The organism is Psychroserpens sp., assembly GCF_034670085.1.
Classification (GTDB): Bacteria; Bacteroidota; Bacteroidia; order Flavobacteriales; family Flavobacteriaceae; genus Psychroserpens.
The window spans coordinates 410,297-430,122 of the sequence record NZ_JAXMOD010000002.1; the positions used below are offsets into that span (position 1 = coordinate 410,297).

At 32.9% G+C, this 19,826-nt stretch carries 24 protein-coding genes; 12 read left to right on the plus strand and 12 right to left on the minus strand.

Features of this window, described 5'->3' with window-relative positions; genetic code table 11:
• Positions 1–57 precede the first annotated feature (57 nt).
• The 5 genes from VOI25_RS05670 to VOI25_RS05690 all read left to right on the plus strand — a co-directional run bounded on the left by VOI25_RS05670 (position 58) and on the right by VOI25_RS05690 (position 3,985).
• A complete protein-coding gene (locus tag VOI25_RS05670) occupies positions 58–462 on the plus strand; it encodes a hypothetical protein (protein WP_323788041.1) in 405 nt (134 codons plus the stop codon).
• A 234-nt stretch (positions 463–696) separates the two neighbouring features.
• Positions 697–1,428: a decarboxylase gene (locus VOI25_RS05675; RefSeq protein WP_323788042.1), complete on the plus strand. Its 732-nt coding sequence runs from the start codon at positions 697–699 to the stop codon at positions 1,426–1,428.
• 143 nt (positions 1,429–1,571) lie between these two features.
• Positions 1,572–1,793 (plus strand): hypothetical protein, encoded by a 222-nt coding sequence (locus tag VOI25_RS05680; RefSeq protein ID WP_323788043.1) that lies wholly within the window; start codon positions 1,572–1,574, stop codon positions 1,791–1,793.
• 365 nt (positions 1,794–2,158) lie between these two features.
• A complete protein-coding gene (locus tag VOI25_RS05685) occupies positions 2,159–3,130 on the plus strand; it encodes a beta-ketoacyl-ACP synthase III (RefSeq protein ID WP_323788044.1) in 972 nt (323 codons plus the stop codon).
• A 33-nt stretch (positions 3,131–3,163) separates the two neighbouring features.
• On the plus strand, positions 3,164–3,985 hold the full coding sequence (locus VOI25_RS05690; RefSeq protein WP_323788045.1) for an SDR family oxidoreductase: 822 nt from the start codon (positions 3,164–3,166) through the stop codon (positions 3,983–3,985).
• A 157-nt stretch (positions 3,986–4,142) separates the two neighbouring features.
• Here the strand turns inward: VOI25_RS05690 and VOI25_RS05695 are convergent, their stop codons facing one another.
• The 4 genes from VOI25_RS05695 to VOI25_RS05710 form a co-directional block, all read right to left on the minus strand.
• Complete coding sequence (locus VOI25_RS05695) at positions 4,143–4,628, minus strand: hypothetical protein (RefSeq protein ID WP_323788046.1); 486 nt, start codon at positions 4,626–4,628, stop codon at positions 4,143–4,145.
• 3 nt (positions 4,629–4,631) lie between these two features.
• Positions 4,632–5,930 carry a cell surface protein gene (locus VOI25_RS05700; RefSeq protein WP_323788047.1) on the minus strand — a complete coding sequence of 433 codons (1,299 nt, stop codon included), beginning with the start codon at positions 5,928–5,930 and terminating at the stop codon, positions 4,632–4,634.
• 83 nt (positions 5,931–6,013) lie between these two features.
• Positions 6,014–6,577: a DUF4331 family protein gene (locus tag VOI25_RS05705; protein ID WP_323788049.1), complete on the minus strand. Its 564-nt coding sequence runs from the start codon at positions 6,575–6,577 to the stop codon at positions 6,014–6,016.
• A 28-nt stretch (positions 6,578–6,605) separates the two neighbouring features.
• Positions 6,606–7,298, minus strand: a complete 693-nt coding sequence (locus VOI25_RS05710; RefSeq protein ID WP_323788050.1) for a DUF4331 family protein — start codon at positions 7,296–7,298, stop codon at positions 6,606–6,608.
• Between the two features lie 151 nt (positions 7,299–7,449).
• Here VOI25_RS05710 and VOI25_RS05715 point away from each other — a divergent pair, with 151 nt between their 5' ends.
• From VOI25_RS05715 to VOI25_RS05725, 3 genes are all read left to right on the plus strand, one after another.
• Positions 7,450–8,634 carry an LETM1-related biofilm-associated protein gene (locus VOI25_RS05715; protein ID WP_323788051.1) on the plus strand — a complete coding sequence of 395 codons (1,185 nt, stop codon included), beginning with the start codon at positions 7,450–7,452 and terminating at the stop codon, positions 8,632–8,634.
• 80 nt (positions 8,635–8,714) lie between these two features.
• Positions 8,715–9,737, plus strand: a complete 1,023-nt coding sequence (locus tag VOI25_RS05720; protein WP_323788052.1) for a hypothetical protein — start codon at positions 8,715–8,717, stop codon at positions 9,735–9,737.
• A gap of 7 nt (positions 9,738–9,744) precedes the next feature.
• The gene (locus VOI25_RS05725) at positions 9,745–10,185 is read left to right on the plus strand and encodes a J domain-containing protein (RefSeq protein ID WP_323788053.1); all 441 of its coding nucleotides are present in this window, start codon (positions 9,745–9,747) and stop codon (positions 10,183–10,185) included.
• On the opposite strand, the gene VOI25_RS05730 is transcribed toward VOI25_RS05725, so the two are convergent.
• Genes VOI25_RS05730 through VOI25_RS05760 form a run of 7 tightly spaced genes read right to left on the minus strand, consistent with a single transcriptional unit; the run spans position 10,182 to position 14,411 of the window.
• Positions 10,182–10,937, minus strand: coding sequence for a LytTR family DNA-binding domain-containing protein (locus tag VOI25_RS05730; protein ID WP_323788054.1), 756 nt, complete (start codon positions 10,935–10,937; stop codon positions 10,182–10,184). The genes VOI25_RS05725 and VOI25_RS05730 overlap by 4 nt on opposite strands.
• Positions 10,938–10,986: 49 nt before the next feature.
• Positions 10,987–11,310: a 2TM domain-containing protein gene (locus VOI25_RS05735; RefSeq protein WP_323788056.1), complete on the minus strand. Its 324-nt coding sequence runs from the start codon at positions 11,308–11,310 to the stop codon at positions 10,987–10,989.
• Positions 11,310–11,648: a 2TM domain-containing protein gene (locus VOI25_RS05740; RefSeq protein ID WP_323788057.1), complete on the minus strand. Its 339-nt coding sequence runs from the start codon at positions 11,646–11,648 to the stop codon at positions 11,310–11,312. Before VOI25_RS05740 ends, VOI25_RS05735 begins: the two co-directional genes overlap by 1 nt.
• Before the next feature lie 6 nt (positions 11,649–11,654).
• A complete protein-coding gene (locus VOI25_RS05745) occupies positions 11,655–11,987 on the minus strand; it encodes a 2TM domain-containing protein (protein ID WP_323788058.1) in 333 nt (110 codons plus the stop codon).
• Between the two features lie 11 nt (positions 11,988–11,998).
• Entirely contained in the window at positions 11,999–13,351 is a 1,353-nt protein-coding gene (locus tag VOI25_RS05750) for a histidine kinase (protein ID WP_323788059.1), read from the minus strand.
• Positions 13,352–13,357: 6 nt separating this feature from the next.
• A complete protein-coding gene (locus VOI25_RS05755) occupies positions 13,358–13,981 on the minus strand; it encodes a hypothetical protein (protein ID WP_323788060.1) in 624 nt (207 codons plus the stop codon).
• Positions 13,982–13,985: 4 nt separating this feature from the next.
• Positions 13,986–14,411: a DUF2141 domain-containing protein gene (locus VOI25_RS05760; protein ID WP_323788061.1), complete on the minus strand. Its 426-nt coding sequence runs from the start codon at positions 14,409–14,411 to the stop codon at positions 13,986–13,988.
• A gap of 228 nt (positions 14,412–14,639) precedes the next feature.
• Here VOI25_RS05760 and VOI25_RS05765 point away from each other — a divergent pair, with 228 nt between their 5' ends.
• A complete protein-coding gene (locus VOI25_RS05765; protein WP_323788062.1) occupies positions 14,640–16,271 on the plus strand; it encodes a S8 family peptidase in 1,632 nt (543 codons plus the stop codon).
• 77 nt (positions 16,272–16,348) lie between these two features.
• Here the strand turns inward: VOI25_RS05765 and VOI25_RS05770 are convergent, their stop codons facing one another.
• Complete coding sequence (locus tag VOI25_RS05770) at positions 16,349–16,768, minus strand: nucleoside-diphosphate kinase (RefSeq protein ID WP_323788063.1); 420 nt, start codon at positions 16,766–16,768, stop codon at positions 16,349–16,351.
• A gap of 182 nt (positions 16,769–16,950) precedes the next feature.
• On the opposite strand from VOI25_RS05770, the gene VOI25_RS05775 reads away from it, so the two are divergent.
• From VOI25_RS05775 to VOI25_RS05785, 3 genes are read left to right on the plus strand one after another with little or no spacing between them, the layout of a single operon-like run.
• Positions 16,951–17,967, plus strand: a complete 1,017-nt coding sequence (locus VOI25_RS05775) for a bifunctional oligoribonuclease/PAP phosphatase NrnA (protein WP_323788064.1) — start codon at positions 16,951–16,953, stop codon at positions 17,965–17,967.
• Complete coding sequence (gene gldI / locus VOI25_RS05780; RefSeq protein WP_323788065.1) at positions 17,967–18,542, plus strand: gliding motility-associated peptidyl-prolyl isomerase GldI; 576 nt, start codon at positions 17,967–17,969, stop codon at positions 18,540–18,542. Before VOI25_RS05775 ends, gldI begins: the two co-directional genes overlap by 1 nt.
• Positions 18,543–18,549: 7 nt before the next feature.
• The gene (locus tag VOI25_RS05785; RefSeq protein WP_323788066.1) at positions 18,550–19,773 is read left to right on the plus strand and encodes a peptidylprolyl isomerase; all 1,224 of its coding nucleotides are present in this window, start codon (positions 18,550–18,552) and stop codon (positions 19,771–19,773) included.
• The last annotated feature ends 53 nt before the right edge of the window (positions 19,774–19,826 follow it).

Here is a 19,826-nt window from a genome sequence, read left to right on the forward strand (position 1 = left end):
TTAAATATAACGATTTGTTTGAATTTTACTAGTGCAGAACATTTTCGAAAAAAAAAGATGAATATTAAATTTAACGAATCAGAAAATTCAATAGAAATTAAAGATAGACTTAAAATTCAATATCTGATATTTAATTTAATGTTTATTTCCAATATGGCAAACTCAATAATTCGATTACTGGATAGGAATAAAACTGAATTTGGTATGTATGAATATTTTTTGTTTGTAATGGGAATTGGTTCCTTATTTGGTCTCTATTACTTAATATTCAAAAAATCCACAGCGGAAAAAATTAACCTAGAAGAAATTGAAGGTCTCAAAGAATTATCTATTTTAGGAAAAAAGAGTTTTACTTTAGAATTAAATAATGGAAAAAGTAGAGATTTGGGTAGATTTAATAATGAATCTGAACTTAAAAACTTTTGTGGTTTATTAAACAAAGTCGGAATTGCCACCAAATAAAATCGTTGCACAACATCGTGCATAATTCACTGCTCGTACTCGCATATTTACAAACAATGACTCCGATGAGAATGTAACTACGCTAAAACTACCGACAACATCGTGTATACTTAATTGCTTGGATCTTGCCTGCTTCAAAAATCCTGCAGATTTTCTTACTGGCTCGTTATCTTTTGCTAACTTAGTTCTTGTCAATGCAACCAACCACACACGAACACATTGACAACATTACAAATGAAGATAATCAACTATGTATTAATTCTACTCCTAGTAATTTCCTTGACATCCTGTAAAACAGAGAATAAGGAAGCAAATAAATTCAAAGTAGACTATAATGGTGCTTTAAAACATATGATGCATAAAGGAGATATTTCTGCTAAAGTAGATTTAAAAGCCTTTGCACATAAAGACCATTTTTACGCACTTGGAGCGCTTGAAAATCTTAAAGGAGAAATTCAAATATTCGACAGCAAACCATTTAACACCATGGTTATTGACAGTACGTTGCGCTTTGACACAACGTTTGATAAAAAGGCAACACTTCTTGTGTATGCAACAGTTAACAAATGGAAATCATTTAATATTCCTGAACATATTGTGACTTATAAAGAATTAGAAAACTACATTGAGCAAACGGCTAAGAAACATCTCATAACCATTGATGAGCCATTTCCTTTTTTATTAGAAGGAACACCTAAGTTTATAGATTGGCATGTCATTAACTGGAAAGATGGAGATATGGAACATTCACATGAAAAACACGTGAACTCTGGACTCAATGGCACTTTAAAAAAAAAACAGGTTGAAATGTTAGGATTCTATTCGGATTCACATCACGCAATTTTCACACACCACACCACCAATATGCACATACATGTTAAAACAAAAGACAATAAATTAGCTGGACATGTTGATGGTTTAACTTTAGAAAAAGGTATGGTTCTAAAATTACCATATCTTAAATAATAAGGTTGCAGAACACCGCATATAATCATTTGCTCAATCTCTGTGTCCTTGAATAATCCTAAGGATTTCCTATTTACTCATTTTCTTTCACTACTTTTAAACAAAGCATGAACGAACATGTTTTACGCCATTAAAAGATTTTCATGAACATAAATTTATTGTCTTGTGATGCACAGCGACCAGATAAAAGAGGGATTTCCAAATGCATTGCAGAGATTTCATCTAACATTAATGAATCCTTGGCATCCGAACTTACAAACATACTCTTAGAAGGCGATGCTGTTGTTATTGAAGTGACAGATAAAAATTCTGGTTCGGCTTTGAGAGCCTTACGAAAACTAAATATAGATTACGAAATTTTATAATAAATAACGATCATGGCAAAAAGTAAAGACGCAAAAAAGAACGTAAAAAAAGAAGCCACACTATCTCCTAAAGAGAAAAAAGCAGCAAAGCGATTAAAGAAATCTAAATAATAAGATTGGTGTACGTAACTTGAAAATGCTATAACTTCTTCCTTATCCTTTTGACTCAAAACTGGGCAAAGTATATCAAAAGGCATAAAACTCTATTATGAATACTGCAATTTCAGGTTATTTTTATAGCTGATTTTATCATATCAGTGTTTTGCGTGTGTCATTTTTATGTATCTCACAATAATCTTCAACTAATTGATTTTTAAGGCTAATTCTATTAAAAATTATAGAATTTTGATGGCTAAAATTAGCCTATGATTAATGCATATATAAAAGGAACGGGATCTTATGCTCCTAAGAATATTGTTAAAAATGATTTTTTTGAAACCGTTGGTTCTTCAGATAAATGGATTTTCGAAAATCTTGGAATTAAAGAACGACGCATTTCAACTGGCGAAACCACTAGTGATTTAGCCTATAAAGCTGGAGAATTAGCTATTGAAGATGCCAATTTATTACCAAGTGATATTGACCTTATTATAATTGCAACAGCAACAGCAGACAGACTTGCGCCTTCTTGCGCTTGTTTTGTACAAGAAAAACTGAAGGCAACAAATGCAGTTGCTTTCGATATTTCGGCTGTTTGTTCTGGTGCTTTATTTGCGACATCTACTGCTGTTCAATATATAAAATCTGGCATGTATAAAAATGTGCTTGTCATTGGTGCAGATACATTTTCAACAATAACCGACTGGACACGCAGAGATGCAGTATTTTTTGGCGATGGAGCAGGTGCTATTGTACTTTCAGATACCATTGAAGATAAAGGGTTTATCGATTTTGTTTTACATACTGATGGTACTGGAAAAGAACATTTTACCATTCCAGCTGGTGGATCTGAAAAACCAGCTTCAAATGACACGACTACTACTGGAGGACACTTTTTCCAAATGAACGGTCCGGAAGTTTATAAAACGGCTATTGATGTAGTTCCAAAATGTATAACCGAAATACTTTCAAAAAACAAACGATCAATAGACGATGTTAAATTCCTATTACCTCATCAACCAAGTATAAAAATTCTTCAAGAAGTTGCAAAACGAGTCCATCTTCCTTTCGAGAAAGTAAAAACCAATATGGATCGATATGCAAATACTTCGGGAGGTACAATTCCAATAATTCTTGATGAAACCTTAAAAAGCAACGAATTTGAAGATGGAGATTTATTATTATTTGCTGCTGTTGGTGCTGGTTGGACTTGGGGAACTGCGCTGTATAAATGGTAAACTTAAACCGTAATTTTTTCTAAAACTAGACCTATGCTTGCAAATACAACATTCTTAATTACTGGAATTGCCGATAAACATTCTCTTGCAATGTTTGTGGCTAAAGAGATTATAAAACAAGGCGGTAAAGTCATTTGTACTGGACTTGGAGTGAGTTCGCATCATGAAAATTTATCTGAAAAAGCGAAAGCATTTTTAAATAAAAACTTTCAAGACTTTAAGTTAGCAGTTACTGAAGAACTAGGTGATACTTCAGTTGAAATCCTAGATGTTACTTTGGATGAAAATATGGAATCATTCGCTGCTAAACTTTCAGCAAAAAACATAAAATTAAACGGTTTCCTTCATGCTATTGCGATGGATAAAACCATTCGTAATAAGGAAGTAAAACCTTTATTAGACGTTACTAAAACTGAATTCTGTGATACCATGAATGTGTCTGCATATTCACTTATTCGATTAACCCATTATTTGTTGAAATACAAGGTGCTTCAATCTGGAGCTTCTATTTGTTCACTTAGTTATATTGCTGCGGCTAAAGTTACGTTTCATCCGTACCGAAATATTAGTATTGCAAAAGCCGCTTTAGAAAGAATCACTGTGGAACTTGCAGACGAACTCGGAAGATCACATGACATTAGAGTTAATGTCTTAAGATTTTCTCCATATATGGGAAGCAAGGCAGGAAATGCTACATTAAATGAAGACGATATTAAGACTTCCAATTCAATGAGTCCAATAGGAAATGCCAAGCCTATGGATCTTGCTCATGAAATTGTACATCTTTTTAGACCAGGACTTTCAATTACAGGAGAGATTAGGCACGTTGATGGAGGCTATCACATTACTGGATAATTTTTAAACTATATATCATACAACAAAAAACACCTGTTCTTAAATAAAAACAGATGCTTTCCACTAACAAAAACTCTAAACATACCATATCTCCATATGGTAACCCTTATAAATTATAGATTGGTTAATGTTAGTTCCCTAAACAAATAATTGTGCTTTAAAACCTATAAGCAATCATAAATTTCAAAATGGTATCCGTTTCATGTGAAAAATAAAGATGATCAATAATACCATTCGACCCTTCTAGTATAGGATCTATACTGAAATTGTTATTATCTATATTCAAAACATTCTCTATTGACAAGCCTAAACTTAATTGTCCAACGGCATAACTTAGACCCAAATCTAAATAGTAAAATCCTGAGAAATCATAACTATTGTTTTCATAAGGCAACTCCTCTTCCAACCTAGAATTGATGCCAACAACAAAATTTCCTTGCTCATAATTAGCCAATTGAAGCGTATACATATCACAAATGCTTAGCACTGAAAATTCATCAGTTGGTGTACTTTCATCAAAATTAAAATCAATAGCCTTAGACGTCAAGTTATCTAAATCTAAGGGCATTGGTCGTAACTCTTGTGCGAGTAGTTGTCCGACACTCAAGCAAATTAAGAGATATGTAATACCTTTTGTGTTCACCTGTTATAGATTTAAAATTTTAGCTTCCATCGTTGGACCCAATTCATAAATACTAGCAAGCAATTCTTCCTTCAACGGCATAACATCTTTACGTTTTCCTGCGGCTTTATAAATTTCAGCGACATGATATAAAGTCTCTGGTTCAAAGGTTTTATTAATAATATGTGCATCTACAATTTGAAGTGCCTCTTCTAAATTTCCATCATTAAAATAAGACCAAGCTAATAAGTCATACGACTGTGGTGTTGGTCTGTTTTCAACTTCTATTTTCGCTATGGTAATTGCAGAATCTATTTTTGTTTTAGATGCTGCAAATAGCAGTACGTTATATTTGTTATACATATCACCATAGGCTTTGTTTTTCATGGCATTTTTGTATAATACCAACTGTTCTTCAACCAAAGTGTTATTAGTCATGTACTCAGCAATTTCAGCCTTTAGTAAAAAGTAATCTGGAGCCACATAGGTTTCGGTGACTGCATTAAGAATTCGCAAGGCTTCCTCTGGATTTTTTTCATGAGAATACACAATCCAAGCAATTCCCTTTTTAGCATAAGCGTCATTTGGGTCTAATTCTAGGGCCTTTAAATAATGTAGGTACGAGTTTTCTATATCACCAGCATGACCATAAAAGTCAGCAATATTGGTGTACGACCATTGTTTTAAAGAAGAGATATTAGATGCTTCAGCAATGACCATTGCCTTTTCCATGTATTTAATGGCTGCATCTAAATTTCCAATGTGATCACTCCATTTTGATAAACGAATGAGATAATCAAAATCACTAAAACTTTTAAAGGTTAATAAATAGTTGTGTGCCAACTCATAATTACCGAGTTCTAGGTGCACATCAAATAACATTTTGTTTGTTTCTTGAAGGTCTTCACTTAAAAGTTCTGCTTTAGTTAAATGCTCAAGTGCTTCTTTAAATTTATGTTGAGAAATATAATTATAAGCTAAGCTTTTTAAATATGCTGCATTATTATACTTGGTGATCTCATTAACCTCTACTAAGTGATCTTCAGCTTTTTTAAGGTATTCAACTTGACCTGTAGCTGAAAAGTAATCGGCATAGGTTGATGCTAATTTTCCAATATATGGAAACTGATTTGGTGTTTTTGCTAATTTTTCAGACCAAAATACTTCGTTTTGTTTGGCACGTTCCAGTGCTTCATTTTCTGAAACATTTAGGTAGCTGTTATAATCGTTAGCATTTGTGATTTGCGTTTGAGTTTCTTGTTTACAATTTGTGAACAGAACCAAGGCAAATAGTATTAGAATAAGATTGTGTTTAGAGTTCATCATTTAAATGTTTTGAGTGAGAGTTTTTGTAATTATACTCCAAAACAGGAACCTTAGGCTCTTGTTTTGGAGTACTTAATGGTCTACCAAGGCGAAGCCAAGTAAGGAAAAGATGAAGAGAATGCTTTGTCGTTAGCATTTACATTATCATTGGTTAATCCTGGATTATCAGCACCTGTTGGTCCACCAAATATTAGAAGTAATTCTGTTGTAATTACGTCGTCACCTAATGCACGACCAGTTAAAACATTTGTACCATCAAAAAATGTTGTAGTTCCAACTAAAGACACTGTTAATACATCTGTAGCTAGAGCACCTGTAAATTGTTCGGCATTAAAACCTAAAGCATTTGTATATGCAGGATCTGCATGTGCAGGATTTAAAGCTTCTAACTTATTTTGAAATTTTGTTTGAAAAGCCGCATTTTGGCTTGAAGGCACTGTCACATTAAACGTGCTCTTATCGGCAGCACTCACAAATACTGTATTTATCGCTGGTCTACCCATTTGGTCTTCTTGCGCATAAGTTCCAGTAAAATTTGGAGCCGTTGGTCCTGTTGCAATCGTATTGTCATCATCACTACAATTGTATGCTGTAAACGATACAAGCATTGCGATGGCTATTAATTTTATATTGTTAAGTTTCATAATTTTTGTGTTTAAAAGATTAAAGTTTTTATTGTTTTCTTTTTGATTCAACCCAAATATTTACTGAGTCTCCACTACCAACCATATCTTTTGGCAATTCAACAACAATTGAAAGTACATTAGTACCTGCAAACGTATCTGAAGCAAAACCGTCACCAGTTCCAGCTGGTAAAAAAGCACCTTCTTCCATACCATCTCCATCATCATCACCAGGTGTTACAATTTGAGTATAGCGAACAAAGTCCATAAAGAATGGATCATCACGTGGACCAGCAAAAAAGCGCATTCCGTTATTGGTTTCAACAATTGCATTACTTCCATATTCAGTAATATCTACAGAATTAATTTCGGCTGTCGAAACGATGGTACTATTTAGTCCTGCTTGTGAAGGAGCCGTTGGCCCAAAGAAATACATTTTCCCATCTCTTGCAATGGCTTGAATTACTAGGTCTTCAATAGCATCACTATTGTTGTCAATATTAAATTCGTAAAGCACATTTTCATCAAACACTGCTGTTGATGTATTAGCAGGACTCATAAGTCCTTGTACGTTGGCCACAAATACAATATTGTCTGTGTCTTGAGCTTGAAATCCGTAGATGTCTGTGATATCACTTGAACCACCTGCAATTGCTGGAGCATCAATGTGATCTGCTGCAATTGTAAAAAAGCCTGCAACCGCAATCATTGCAACTCCAATTAAAATTTTTGATTTTTTCATAATAATGAGATTTTTGTTAATTATTTGTTTGTCTCTGGAAACACTTACGAAGAAATCAAGGTTGCGGTTTTATTTAATTTTAGTAATTCAAATAAAAACCGTTGAACGAACAGATAAAAAATTAACTTTGCACTGATATTAAACCTAACGTATGAATCCATCTACAGCTGGCTGGATAGAAAAATTTTGTTCGCAAATTTCTAAAAAAGGAATTCCATTTGAGGATTACCATAGCTTGTACTCTAGTTTGAAAGATTACGGATTTATTTATGGTGTTAACGTTAGCATCACAGATAAGGTCGATAAAACCCTTACCTATTCTGAAGATGAACTCGCAAAGGTTAACCTCATCACAGGATTATATCACATTTATTATTTCCGTCATGGTGAGGTCAAACCAAAAGCCTTTATTGAAACCCTACTCAATTTTTACAAATCGTTAGAAGTTTCTGATTTATCGCTTTGGGATAAATTGGTGATTGGAAAAAGTTCACCTTCAATGCTGGAGCGATTAATTCACGACAGGGTTCAAATTGATGATAATGTTATCACTCGAAATTTTAATAATTCGATTACCAATTCATTATTGTTTGTAGATGTATTAACCTTTGATAGTTATTTATCTGAAACGATAGAGCCAAAATCATATGCTGCACATCTTGAAAGTATTATCATTGGTACTTTATATCAGTCTTTAAACTCTAAAAGTAAAATTACAGATTATGATAAGCAGATTATTGAGGTGATTGAAGCGTCAACCACCTTTCCTGATTTAGATGTTGAAATAGAAGATCTTATTTATGACATTGATTATGATATCAATACCAATGAAAAAAAATACCTTATTGATTTGATGTGTTTGTCTATTTGGGATGATGAAATTCTTGAGAAATCTGAATACCAGTTTTTAATGCAACTCGCAAAACGATTAGATTTTAAGCCTAATGAAATTCAGGATTCTATTTTGTGCGTGTTTAACTTTCATACGGCACACAAAAAGGAAGTGCTCTTATTTCAGCATAAAAATCCGATATCCAACTTTTATGAAAACTCATCCTATATTGTAACAAAACTGATAAGACGAAATAGTAAACGTATTATAAAAGAAGTCAGACAGAGTAAAGAATTGATGTTACTCATTACAAAATCTACACATTCAGAATTAAGTAAAGAAGAACAAAAAAAGTTACAATCTCAACTCATTGATGTATTAAAAACCATTCCTAGTTTAGCCATTTTTATGCTTCCAGGAGGAGCCATTTTATTGCCATTATTCGCAAAACTGATTCCCAATTTATTACCATCGTCATTTGATGACAACCGAATTGAAGAGTAAATTTCAATATTAAATTCTCCTACACGTAACAATAGGCATTAAATTGCGTCCAATAGTAAATGGCATAAAACCTGTGATGGATGACAAGTAAAACTTCATTTTTTAAAGCAACTAGCATAGCTTTCATAATTCCAATGACCTTAATTTTAGCATTAATCCTTCTGCTAAATTCTACGGCTTTTACATCCCATCAAAATACATTATCGACATTCATTACGATTGATTTCATTATCACCATTCCACTGGTCTATTTCTTATTAATTAGAAAGACTAAGATTTCAAATCTTACAATTGCACCATGTCTTATTATGTGTGTTATTATAGCTTCTTATGTAATTCCTATAGCAAATCAAGACAGCTTAACCTTAGCCAAAACGTGGTTAATTCCAATAGTAGAATTAAGTATTCTTACTATAGTTGTTCTGAAGGTTCGAAAAGCCATTCAATATTATAAAGAAGCAGCACATCATCATCAGGATTTTTATAGTATTCTTCAAGACACCTGTAAATCTATATTTCCTGGTGTAGCAGCAAAACTTGCAGCCAATGAAATTGCACTTTTGTATTACGGTTTTTTTAATTTTAAAAAAATAGAGCTCCAACCTAATGAATATACAAATTATAAAGGTTCTGGTATTTTATCAACGCTTGGTGCTGTGATTTTTGTAGTGGCAATTGAAATGGTAACGATTCATTTCTTAGCAGCAAAATGGAGTACGATATTGGCATGGATTTTAACTGGATTAAGTATTTATTCTGCTTTGCAACTCATAGGCATTATTAGATCTGTTCCAAAACGACCGCTTGTCATAAATGATAATGAATTGATTCTGCGCTTCGGAATGCTTAGCGAAACCATCATCCCGATGGATGCCATTGAAACTATCGCTTTAGCAAATTCATCAGATTTTGATAAAGAGAAAACCACAAAGACCTTATCCTTACTTGGCGAATTAGAAAATAGCAATGTCGTAATGCATTTAAAAACACCTCAACAGTTGCAGTTTATCTACGGAAAGCCAAAAAGCTATACCAAACTATTATTGTTTGTTGATAATAATCAATCATTTAAAACTGAAGTTGAAAAGCGCCTTTCAAAATAATACGACCATGGAATTGATAAACTACTACGAGTTATTAAACGTTGAAAGCTCAGCAGATTTAGATACGATTAAAAAAGCATTTAGAAGAGAAATAGCATTATATCATCCTGATAAGAATACTTCTGAAGGTGCAAAAGTGCAATTTGATTTGCTAGTAGAAGCTTTTGAAATGTTATCAGACTCAGAAAAGCGAAAAGCTTATGATGAGATGTTATCGACTTCAGCAACCAACAAACCCGTAAGAATTGAACCAAAACAGCAAGAACAATACACAGAATGGAAAAAGGAAGCAAAGAAAAAATCGGAAATCTATTGGTTATCTGATTTATCTGATTTGCTCGTCCTTGATTTATTTCTAGATGTTGGTTTAAGTAGTCTGTTTTCTGGTACTGATAATTTACTTGATGGATTGGGAGATTCGCTTGGAGATATCTTCGATATATTTTAAGACAACCAATCTTTAAACTCTTTTACGCGTTCTCTAGCGACAATAACATCTTGCTCTTTATAGGAATTTAATTTTATTTGTAACCTAGAGTTGGTATAACTTACCATATCGTTTATCGCATTAATATTCACAAAAAACTTACGACTAACTCTAAAATACTTGTGAGGTTCTAATTCATCTTCTAATTGTTCTAAAGTTGTGTCCAGTAAATAATTACGTCCTTCAGAAGTATAAGCATAAGTACCTTTGTTTTCACTATAGAAGCATTCGATATCATCAATGTTTATCAACTTTAAATGTTGACCTACTTTAACTGAAAAACGCTTTTTATACTCGCGCTCAATAGGATTCACTAGAAGTTTTTTTATGTCGTTAAAATCTAAAGTAACCGATTGTTGCTTAGGTGCACGCTCTTTATATTTTGAGACAGCTTTCGCTAGATCATCCTCATCAATTGGTTTTAGCAAATAATCAATACTGTTTAATTTGAAGGCTTGCAATGCATATTCATCATAAGCTGTTGTGAAAATTACAGCAGAATTAATATCAATAGCTTCAAAAATTTCAAAAGACAAGCCATCACTAAGCTGAATATCTAAAAAGATTAAATCGGGATGCTCGTTATTTTGAAACCATTCTATTGATTCTTCAACAGAATGCAACATGGTTTGAGCTTCCAATTGCAATTCAGTTAACATACGTTGCAGTCGTCTTGCTGATGGTTTTTCGTCTTCTATGATAATGACACTCATGTATTTAATTTAATTTTAGGTGATTATTAATTAGTATTATCAGTTATGATTATTCGTAACGGTCGACAGGATTAGAGTCTTTATCCATAAGCTCTTTAATTTTCTTACTTTCCCAGTTTCTACCAAAAATTAAACTTGGAAGAAACACAGATCCAGCATGCGCTAACAAACCAACTCCCCAAAATGAAAATGTAATAAAATTACGCCATTGAAAATAGCTTTCACCTTCCTCTAAATTCTGAAAATTTATATACACAAAAATTAGATTAACAACCGTATAAATTAAGGCGTGTGTGTAAAATCCTTTAATTCGTTTTACTCTCTTCTCAGCAATCTGGTATCGCTCTTTATAATTAAATCTTTTGTTTTCCATTATTCCCAATGTGTTTCATCTTTATCCATGATTTCTTTAATCTTACGTTCTTCCCAATTCTTTCCGAAGAAAAAGTTAGGTCCAAAAACGCCCAAGAAATGAAAAGCTAGTCCGATTCCCCAAAAAATTGCTGTAGAGAATGTTCCCATACTAAAAAAAGGCACGCCATTAGAAGTGATCAAAATAATTAAAAATATATTCACAATCACATAAGAGGCCAAGTGCCAATAAAATCCAACAATTGCTTTTACTCTTTTTTGCGCTCTTAAATACGCTTCTTCTTTTTCCCAAGCTCTTTGCGAGCTGTTGTTTCCGTAAGGTTCTATATTCTTTTCCATTCTTTTTTAGTCTTTCTTATGTAACAAACGTAGTTCCTCTTCCATACATTCTTGTAGCTTTCTGCTTTCCCAGTTTTTACCTAAAAGATAATCAAAACCATAAACTGAAAATGCGTGAAATGCGATTCCAATTCCCCATACGAGCCACATGAACACTGATCCGAAGTCAAATAAAGCTTCCTGTAAAGTCTTCCCTTCATCTAAGTCATCAAGGATCTTGATGGTCGTTAAGGTTGTATTAAAAATAATATAACCTGCAAAATGTATATAAAACGCCCTAAGATTGTCTACTTTGTTTTTTGCTTTTTTATATTTATAAGCTGTTGTAAATTCTTCCATCCTCTTAAAAATTAATTCCAACGTTGTTGCTCTTCTTCCTCACGCATAAATTTTTCAATTTTACGTTTCTCCCATCCATTTCCAAGCACACCATCATTAACATACACTTTGTAGGCGTGAAATGCTAATCCCATTCCCCAACCTAACATTGGAAACCAGAACCATTGAATGGTATGTGGTGTGTAACGAAACCAGATAAATATTAAAAATGGAATGACGACACAGTAAGAGATTAAACTATAATAAAATTCTTTCATCTCTTCAACACGCTTACGTGCTCTAACATAACTGTCGTCAAATTTTGTTTTTGGTTCTATTGTTCTCATAATTGATACTTGTTTTGTAAGCATTGGTATTGCGACTGCAAAACTGGTTGCTTTTTGATTGATTGATACTGTTTTATTTGATAATAAGTTATAGCGTTGCTTGATATTTTCTAAACCAACTCCACTACTCTTTTTAACTATTTGTTTTGGCTGAAGGTTGTTCTCAACAATGAGCATTCCGTCAGCTTCATAAATTTTAATGTGCAATGGTTTACTACTAGTAACCATATTGTGTTTTACTGCGTTTTCTAACAATAATTGTAATGATAAGGGAACAACTTTACTTTCAGGATTTAATGCCTTATCAGGTATTTCAAAAATAATGCTGTCTTCAAATCGCATTTTTAAAAGCGACATATAGGTTCTAGCAAAGTCTAATTCTTCATCTACCGTAATTAAATCTTTATTCTTTTGCTCCAATACATATCGATATACCTTAGATAAAGACGTTGTGAATTTTTGAGCATTTTTTGGGTTTTCTTCTATTAAACTCGTTAAAACATTTAAGCTATTGAACAAAAAGTGCGGATCTAATTGGTTTTTTAAAGCATCAAACTTTGCACTTGCTGTACCTGCAATTACCTTTTGTTCTTTTATTTTATTCTTTTGATATCGATTATAGAAAAATATAATATGAAACACCGAAATGATTGTTAAGGTAATCCATAACCCAAACGCATAGCCTTTTTCCCATGTTTCATTTTCAATGAATGTATCAAAAGGAACATCATATAATACTACTGAAATAAATACTCTTAATAAGAATAAACCTATTAAGGTAATTAATAAAGCACCAATTATGCCTACTACAATACGTTTGATGGTATCTCCTTTTTTCCAGCTACGGTTTTCCATGTAGTAAAAGAAAGCCATATTAGTATATCCTAAAACAAAAGAATACAGTTGATAGAACCCGAAATTAATTAAAAACTCATTAACCGATTTAAAATTAAATCCTCCAGAAAGCGCGTTTCCGATTACGAAAACCATACTTCCAATAATGAAGGTAATAATGATATCTTTAATTGTTTTTGACATAATTGTTTATTCGTTACAAGATTGTACAACTTGTTCAGCGCGTTGTTTTCCCCAATTAGGATGTAATTCACTTTCTGGCTTAAAGTTAGCAAAAAGTTCTATAGATTTTTCTATCTCAGCACAAAACGGTTTAGTGTCTTGTCCGAAATACTTAGCACTTCCCATTCCCCATTCTGCCTTACTAAACACGACTCTTGGGTTTTCGGGTGCCATTGCAGAAGCCTTTGCATACAATTCGGTAATCTTACCTGAATACTTCATGCCATAGGTCATTCCGTCAAAAGCGACCCAATTAGTTAATATATGAGCTTGCAATACGATAATCTCAGGATTATCTAAACTAATTGCCATTGCTAAGTCAATGTGTTGTTGTGCCTTATCTAGTTGTGCTTTCAATTTAGTTTCATCTTTTACATTCCAACTCTTCAAGCTATTGATTTGAGCAATATAATAGTGAGGTAGCCATTGATCTAATTCTGCGTTTGAAATACGTTCAAACATATTTTCAGCCTCGTCTGTATTGCCTTCCTGCCATAGCGAAAAAGCTTTTTGCATGCCTTTTTCAAAATTAGTTTGAGCTGTTGTTATTCCTGATACTAATACGAGTGCGATAATTAATAATTTTTTCATGATGTTAAAGGGTTATAGTTTGTGTTATTGATTCATTTTTAATTTCAAATTTGGCATCTTCCCATTTTGGTGGTCCCATGAAGCCTCTTGCATTATTTGAGCATCCGTAGTCTTCTTTTGGAATTCCTAAAAAGTTAGAGTCCATTATTTTGTTTTCATTTTCATCGTGAAAAAAGGAGATAGCATAAATACCTTCAGGAACGTTTTTGAAAACGATTGTACATGCATTATTTTCTATTTTACTTATCGTTGATTTGAATCCTTTATTTAAAAATGAAGCTTCAGTATTAAATAATGAAATGTAAACATGTCCTTTATTACTATTAAGGTTTTCTATGTTAACTGTAATCTCTTGTTCTTTTGTTTCCTGTGCATTGATAAGTGTTTGACTTAATAATAGGAAGACAATAATTTTAACTAGTGTACTCATGATGCTTATGTTTTATTTGATGAGACAAATATCTAACAGATGCATCTATTTATAAAAAGCAAATGACCGAATTGTATTTTTTTATGGATGAATTGTAATCCTTGAATTAAGATGTTTAAATAAAGCGCCAAATGTCTATATAAATAACAAATAATGCATGTCACCAACTAATTATAGGCAATTTATAATTACATTTAAGAATAATTTTCAACCTCTAACCTTTACATTATGATAAGAATTCTACAAATTTTAAGCATTTTATGTTGCTTGAGTTTAAATGCTCAAAACCAATCTACACTTAACTATGCCGAAGCTCAAGTGATTGTTAAATTTAAAACCGATTTGGCACAAGGTGTTGATTATATTACTGAATTTAGTAAAGGAAAACTTGCAGTACTCAATGATCAACTTAGTGTTTCAGAATATAAAATTATTGGCAATAAAAAAACACAAAACACCTTCCTTATCCATTACAATGCAACGACTTCTGTAGAGGATGTTGTGCAATTATATAAAAACACGAATGCGTTTGAATATGTTGAACCAAATTTTGTTTGTTCGGGAAATAGCATACCTAATGATCCCAATTTTGCAACGAGACAATGGAGTATGGTTAATAATGGTACGTTTCCACTTTCACCTGCCACAGTAAATGCAGATATTGATATGGACTTAGCTTGGGATATTGAAACTGGAGACCCAAACCTTATAGTCGCTGTGCTTGATTCGGGAATGAAGTTAAATCATCCAGAATTCGCTGGTAGAATTTGGTTTAATACTTCCGAAGTCCTTGATGGAATGGATAATGATAACAACAATTATATTGACGACATTTATGGTGGTTGGGATTTTGCGAATAGCGATAATGACCCAACAGATGATCATGGTCATGGAACCAATGTTGGTGGTATTGCCTTAGCTACTGGAAACAATGGTATTGGATATGCTGGAGTGAATTGGAATTCTCAAATTATGGCTGTAAAAATATTAGACAATAATAATTCTGGCTTTTATTCATGGATGGCAGATGGTATTTATTATGCTGTCGACAATGGAGCAAAAGTGATGAATATGTCTGTTGGTGGAAATAGTCCTTCAACGACCCTTTTAGATGCCGTAGATTATGCTTACGCAAATAATGTAGCCTTAGTTGTATCCACTGGAAATGGTGACACTGCATTACAATATCCTTCAAGATATGCGAACGCTATTGCTGTTGGATCTACAAATCCTGATGATAGTAGAACTAGTCCGTTTTTTTGGGATCCAAATAGTGGAAGTAATTTCGGTCCAGAAATAGACTTTGTAGCGCCAGGTAATTTTATTTACGGACTTAGTTATAATTCTAACACTAATTACAACAGTTATTGGGGCGGAACATCTCAAGCTGCTCCTCATGTGGCTGGTGTAATTTCTTTAATGGTTTCTATTGACCCAAACGTTTCTGTAGATGTAATTAATACAATACTAATTGCAACTAGTGAAGATCAAGTTGGCCCAATTTCTGAAGACATTCCCGGTTTTGATAATTATTTTGGTCATGGACGAATTAATGCATTTCAAGCCGTTACTTCGGCCCTTTTAAGTGTTGATGACCTAGATGGCAACCTAAATGCGGTATCGATGTATCCCAATCCTATTTCCAATGAAGATTTATTGAATTTTATAAATCTAAAGCCAAGCACTTACGATGTTACAGTATACACAATCTCTGGTCAAAATGTTACTTCCTTTAGTTTAGATGCACGGAGTCAAGTTACTCGCACAAAATTACCACAATTAGATAGTGGCATTTATTTTATGGATATTAAAGATGTAATAACGAGCAATTCAATTACAAAAAAACTAATTATAAAGTAACAACCTTTAAAAGCTTATTAAACAAAAAGCGCAACTCAATGAGTTGCGCTTTTCTTATTTTATAAGATTGACTATAATTAGAACATCTCTCTACCTGAGAAATGAAAAGCGCCTTCAATAGCAGCGTTTTCATCACTATCACTACCGTGAACTGCATTCTCTCCAATTGAAGCAGCATATAGCTTACGAATCGTTCCTTCAGCAGCTTCAGCAGGATTTGTAGCACCAATTAAGGTTCTAAAATCTTCTACAGCATTATCTTTTTCTAAGACAGCAGCTACAATAGGTCCACGTGTCATATATTCTACCAATTCTCCAAAGAAAGGTCTTTCATTATGTACAGCGTAAAACTCCTGAGCATCAGCAGTTGTCATTTGTGTTAATTTCATAGCTACGATTCTGAAACCAGAAGCCGTAATTTTTTCTAAAATTGCACCAATATTCCCTTTTTCAACAGAATCTGGCTTTAGCATTGTAAATGTTCTATTTGTTGCCATTTGTTTATTTTAATTTATTCAGTTTATTTCTATTTTTTTAGATAAGCCTTCATGAAATTGCAATTAAACATATTAGGCTAAAAAATGAATAATTTCTGTTTGCAATTTTAAGCTGCAAAAGTAATATATTTCTTTAATAATTCGGTATAAACCAATATTAAAAAATTGTATCTTCGTCATCTATGAATACAAACGATATTAATAGTATTAAAACGCTTTTAAGCTCACCTAAAGCAATTGTAATTATTCCTCATAAAAATCCAGATGGAGACGCTATTGGCTCTACTCTCGGATTGTATCATTACTTAAAACAATATGGTCATAATACAACCATTATAGCTCCCAATGACTATCCAGATTTTTTAAAATGGATGCCTGAAGAACGCTCAGTAATCAAATACGACACTCAAAAAGAAGACAGTGATACGTTAATACAAAAAGCAGATCTTATTTTCACTTTAGACTTCAATGCCTTAAGTCGAATAGGAAGCATGGAGGATAGCGTTACAAATGCTAAAGCCATTAAAATAATGATAGACCATCATCAGCAACCTGATGATTATGCAACCTATATGTATTCTGATGTATCTATGTCGTCAACTTGCGAAATGGTATACAATTTTATAGAAATGCTAGGTGATGTAGACAAGATTAATAGTGCTATTGCTACATGCCTTTACACAGGCATAATGACAGATACTGGTTCATTTCGATTTCCATCTACAACGAGTGCTACGCATCATATTATTGGTGAGTTAATTCAAAAAGGCGCAAACAATTCAGAAATTCATAATCAAATTTATGATACCAATAGTTATGCTAGATTACAATTACTTGGAAGAGCATTAAGCAACTTAAAAATAATTCCAGAGTACAGAACAGCATACATAACATTAACCCAAGAAGAGTTAAATACATTTGACTTTAAAAAAGGAGACACAGAAGGCTTTGTAAACTACGGATTATCACTTGAAGGCATCATTTTTGCAGCCATTTTCATCGAAAGTCATCAAGATGAAATCATTAAAATTTCTTTAAGAAGCAAAGGTGACTTTTCAGTGAATGAATTATCGAGATTACATTTTAATGGTGGTGGACATACAAATGCTGCTGGAGGACGTAGTGAGTTAAATATGAAAGAAACAATTGAAAAATTTATTAGTATCTTGCCTAATTATAAACAAGACCTGAATCCATAATGAAACATCTTGCGTTATTATTATCCTACAATAAGCAAAAGAAACCTATAGTCTTTCTACTTTTAATTAGCTTACTTTTTAATTGTAAATCTCCGGATGCTCGTCGACCAGAATCTGTTCAATCAGGTTCTTTCTATAAAGCTTCTGCAGAACGAAATATCAAACTCAACCAAAAGGAACAAGCGTTAATAAAAAAAATCATTAAGAACAATCCAAATCAAGAATACATTGCCTCTGCTAGTGGATTTTGGTATTTTTACAATACAAAAATTGAATTAGATACAATCACACCTCAATTTGGTGATATTGTCAACTTTAAATATGATGTTAAAGATTTTAATAAAAACACAATCTATTCTGAAGATGACATAAAAACTCAAAACTATGTTATGGATAAAGAGGAAATTTTCACTGGATTACGTGAAGGTTTAAAACTAATGAAACCTGGTGAAGTGGTCACTTTTTTATTCCCTTCACAAAAAGCCTATGGCTATTATGGAGACACCAATCGTATTGGTACAAATATTCCATTAATTTGCAAAGTAACTTTAAACACAATTATACAAAACCAATAATACACTTATGAAATTGATTAGCAAAACTCTACAACTTTTTGTGCTGTTTCTACTTATAACAGCTACCTCATGCAAAGAAGAATATCCTGATTTAGATGACGGACTTTATGCTGAATTTATTACAACTAAAGATACCATGATTGCTAAATTATTTTACGACAAAGTACCTGTAACAGTTGCAAATTTTGTTGCCTTAGCTGAAGGTACGCATCCTATGGTTGATGAAGAATTTAAAGGTAAACCTTATTACGACGGATTAACATTTCATAGAGTAATGAATAACTTTATGATCCAAGGTGGTGATCATACAGCAACAGGTTCTGGAACTCCTGGATATCGTTTTACAGCTGATTTTAGTGCTGACTTAAAACATGATAAACCTGGTATTCTATCCATGGCTAATGGTGGTGGATTTAATACTAACGGAAGTCAGTTTTTTATTACTGAAGTGCCTTATCCAAGCCTAGATGCCTTTAATCCTGACGGTTCATTAAAACCATGTGATCAACCTAGAGTAAGTTGTCATTCAGTTTTTGGAGAATTAGTAAAAGGTATACAAGTACAAGATTCTATCTCAAATGTAAAAACTGGAGCTGGCAATAAACCTGAGGTAGATGTCGTGATTACAAAGCTGAATATCATCAGAAAGGGATCTGCTGCCAAAGCATTTAATGCTGCTAAAACTTTTGAAGAAGAATTGCCAAACGTAGAAGCAGGAATAGAAGAAATTAAAGCTGAAAAGCTTAGAAAAGCAGAACAAGAACGAAAAGAACGTGAAGCTAAAATTGCTTCTGCCTCTAAAATCACTAAGCCATTACTTGATGACTATATGTCAAAAAGTACTGCACTTGCTTCTGGATTAAAAAAACATATAATCAAAGCAGGTAATGGTGTAAAACCTAAAACAGGTCAATCTGCCATGATAGCCTACGAAGGTTATTTTGTTGATGGTCGTTTATTTGATAGTAATTTGGAAGCCATCGCAGAAAAATATGGAATGTTTGACCAAAGACGTAAAGATGCTGGTGCTTATGGTGCGAACAAAATGAAAATTAGCCCAGACGCTCAAATGATTGCTGGTTTTAAAGAAGCCATTTCAACTATGAAGGTTGGTGAAAAAGCATTTTTTTATATCCCATTTCATCTAGCTTATGGTGAACGAGGTAGAACAGGAATTCCGCCAAATACGGATTTAACGTTCATATTAGAAATGACTGAATTAGCGCAATAAAACAAATCAAACTCCTATAAAAAAGCCTTTCAAATTGAAAGGCTTTTTTTATT

What these genes read in the sequence shown, in the direction of transcription:
- VOI25_RS05690 (WP_323788045.1), top strand. Translation starts at nt 3,164, where the DNA reads ATGCTTGCAAATACAACATTCTTAATTACTGGAATTGCCGATAAACAT.
- VOI25_RS05720 (WP_323788052.1), top strand. Translation starts at nt 8,715, where the DNA reads ATGACAAGTAAAACTTCATTTTTTAAAGCAACTAGCATAGCTTTCATA.
- VOI25_RS05680 (WP_323788043.1), top strand. Translation starts at nt 1,572, where the DNA reads ATGAACATAAATTTATTGTCTTGTGATGCACAGCGACCAGATAAAAGA.
- VOI25_RS05705 (WP_323788049.1), bottom strand. Translation starts at nt 6,577, where the DNA reads ATGAAACTTAACAATATAAAATTAATAGCCATCGCAATGCTTGTATCG.
- VOI25_RS05735 (WP_323788056.1), bottom strand. Translation starts at nt 11,310, where the DNA reads ATGGAAAACAAAAGATTTAATTATAAAGAGCGATACCAGATTGCTGAG.
- VOI25_RS05760 (WP_323788061.1), bottom strand. Translation starts at nt 14,411, where the DNA reads ATGAGTACACTAGTTAAAATTATTGTCTTCCTATTATTAAGTCAAACA.
- VOI25_RS05730 (WP_323788054.1), bottom strand. Translation starts at nt 10,937, where the DNA reads ATGAGTGTCATTATCATAGAAGACGAAAAACCATCAGCAAGACGACTG.
- VOI25_RS05725 (WP_323788053.1), top strand. Translation starts at nt 9,745, where the DNA reads ATGGAATTGATAAACTACTACGAGTTATTAAACGTTGAAAGCTCAGCA.
- VOI25_RS05775 (WP_323788064.1), top strand. Translation starts at nt 16,951, where the DNA reads ATGAATACAAACGATATTAATAGTATTAAAACGCTTTTAAGCTCACCT.
- VOI25_RS05765 (WP_323788062.1), top strand. Translation starts at nt 14,640, where the DNA reads ATGATAAGAATTCTACAAATTTTAAGCATTTTATGTTGCTTGAGTTTA.
- VOI25_RS05700 (WP_323788047.1), bottom strand. Translation starts at nt 5,930, where the DNA reads ATGAACTCTAAACACAATCTTATTCTAATACTATTTGCCTTGGTTCTG.
- VOI25_RS05745 (WP_323788058.1), bottom strand. Translation starts at nt 11,987, where the DNA reads ATGGAAGAATTTACAACAGCTTATAAATATAAAAAAGCAAAAAACAAA.
- VOI25_RS05770 (WP_323788063.1), bottom strand. Translation starts at nt 16,768, where the DNA reads ATGGCAACAAATAGAACATTTACAATGCTAAAGCCAGATTCTGTTGAA.
- VOI25_RS05710 (WP_323788050.1), bottom strand. Translation starts at nt 7,298, where the DNA reads ATGAAAAAATCAAAAATTTTAATTGGAGTTGCAATGATTGCGGTTGCA.
- gldI (WP_323788065.1), top strand. Translation starts at nt 17,967, where the DNA reads ATGAAACATCTTGCGTTATTATTATCCTACAATAAGCAAAAGAAACCT.
- VOI25_RS05740 (WP_323788057.1), bottom strand. Translation starts at nt 11,648, where the DNA reads ATGGAAAAGAATATAGAACCTTACGGAAACAACAGCTCGCAAAGAGCT.
- VOI25_RS05715 (WP_323788051.1), top strand. Translation starts at nt 7,450, where the DNA reads ATGAATCCATCTACAGCTGGCTGGATAGAAAAATTTTGTTCGCAAATT.
- VOI25_RS05785 (WP_323788066.1), top strand. Translation starts at nt 18,550, where the DNA reads ATGAAATTGATTAGCAAAACTCTACAACTTTTTGTGCTGTTTCTACTT.
- VOI25_RS05755 (WP_323788060.1), bottom strand. Translation starts at nt 13,981, where the DNA reads ATGAAAAAATTATTAATTATCGCACTCGTATTAGTATCAGGAATAACA.
- VOI25_RS05685 (WP_323788044.1), top strand. Translation starts at nt 2,159, where the DNA reads ATGATTAATGCATATATAAAAGGAACGGGATCTTATGCTCCTAAGAAT.
- VOI25_RS05670 (WP_323788041.1), top strand. Translation starts at nt 58, where the DNA reads ATGAATATTAAATTTAACGAATCAGAAAATTCAATAGAAATTAAAGAT.
- VOI25_RS05675 (WP_323788042.1), top strand. Translation starts at nt 697, where the DNA reads ATGAAGATAATCAACTATGTATTAATTCTACTCCTAGTAATTTCCTTG.
- VOI25_RS05750 (WP_323788059.1), bottom strand. Translation starts at nt 13,351, where the DNA reads ATGTCAAAAACAATTAAAGATATCATTATTACCTTCATTATTGGAAGT.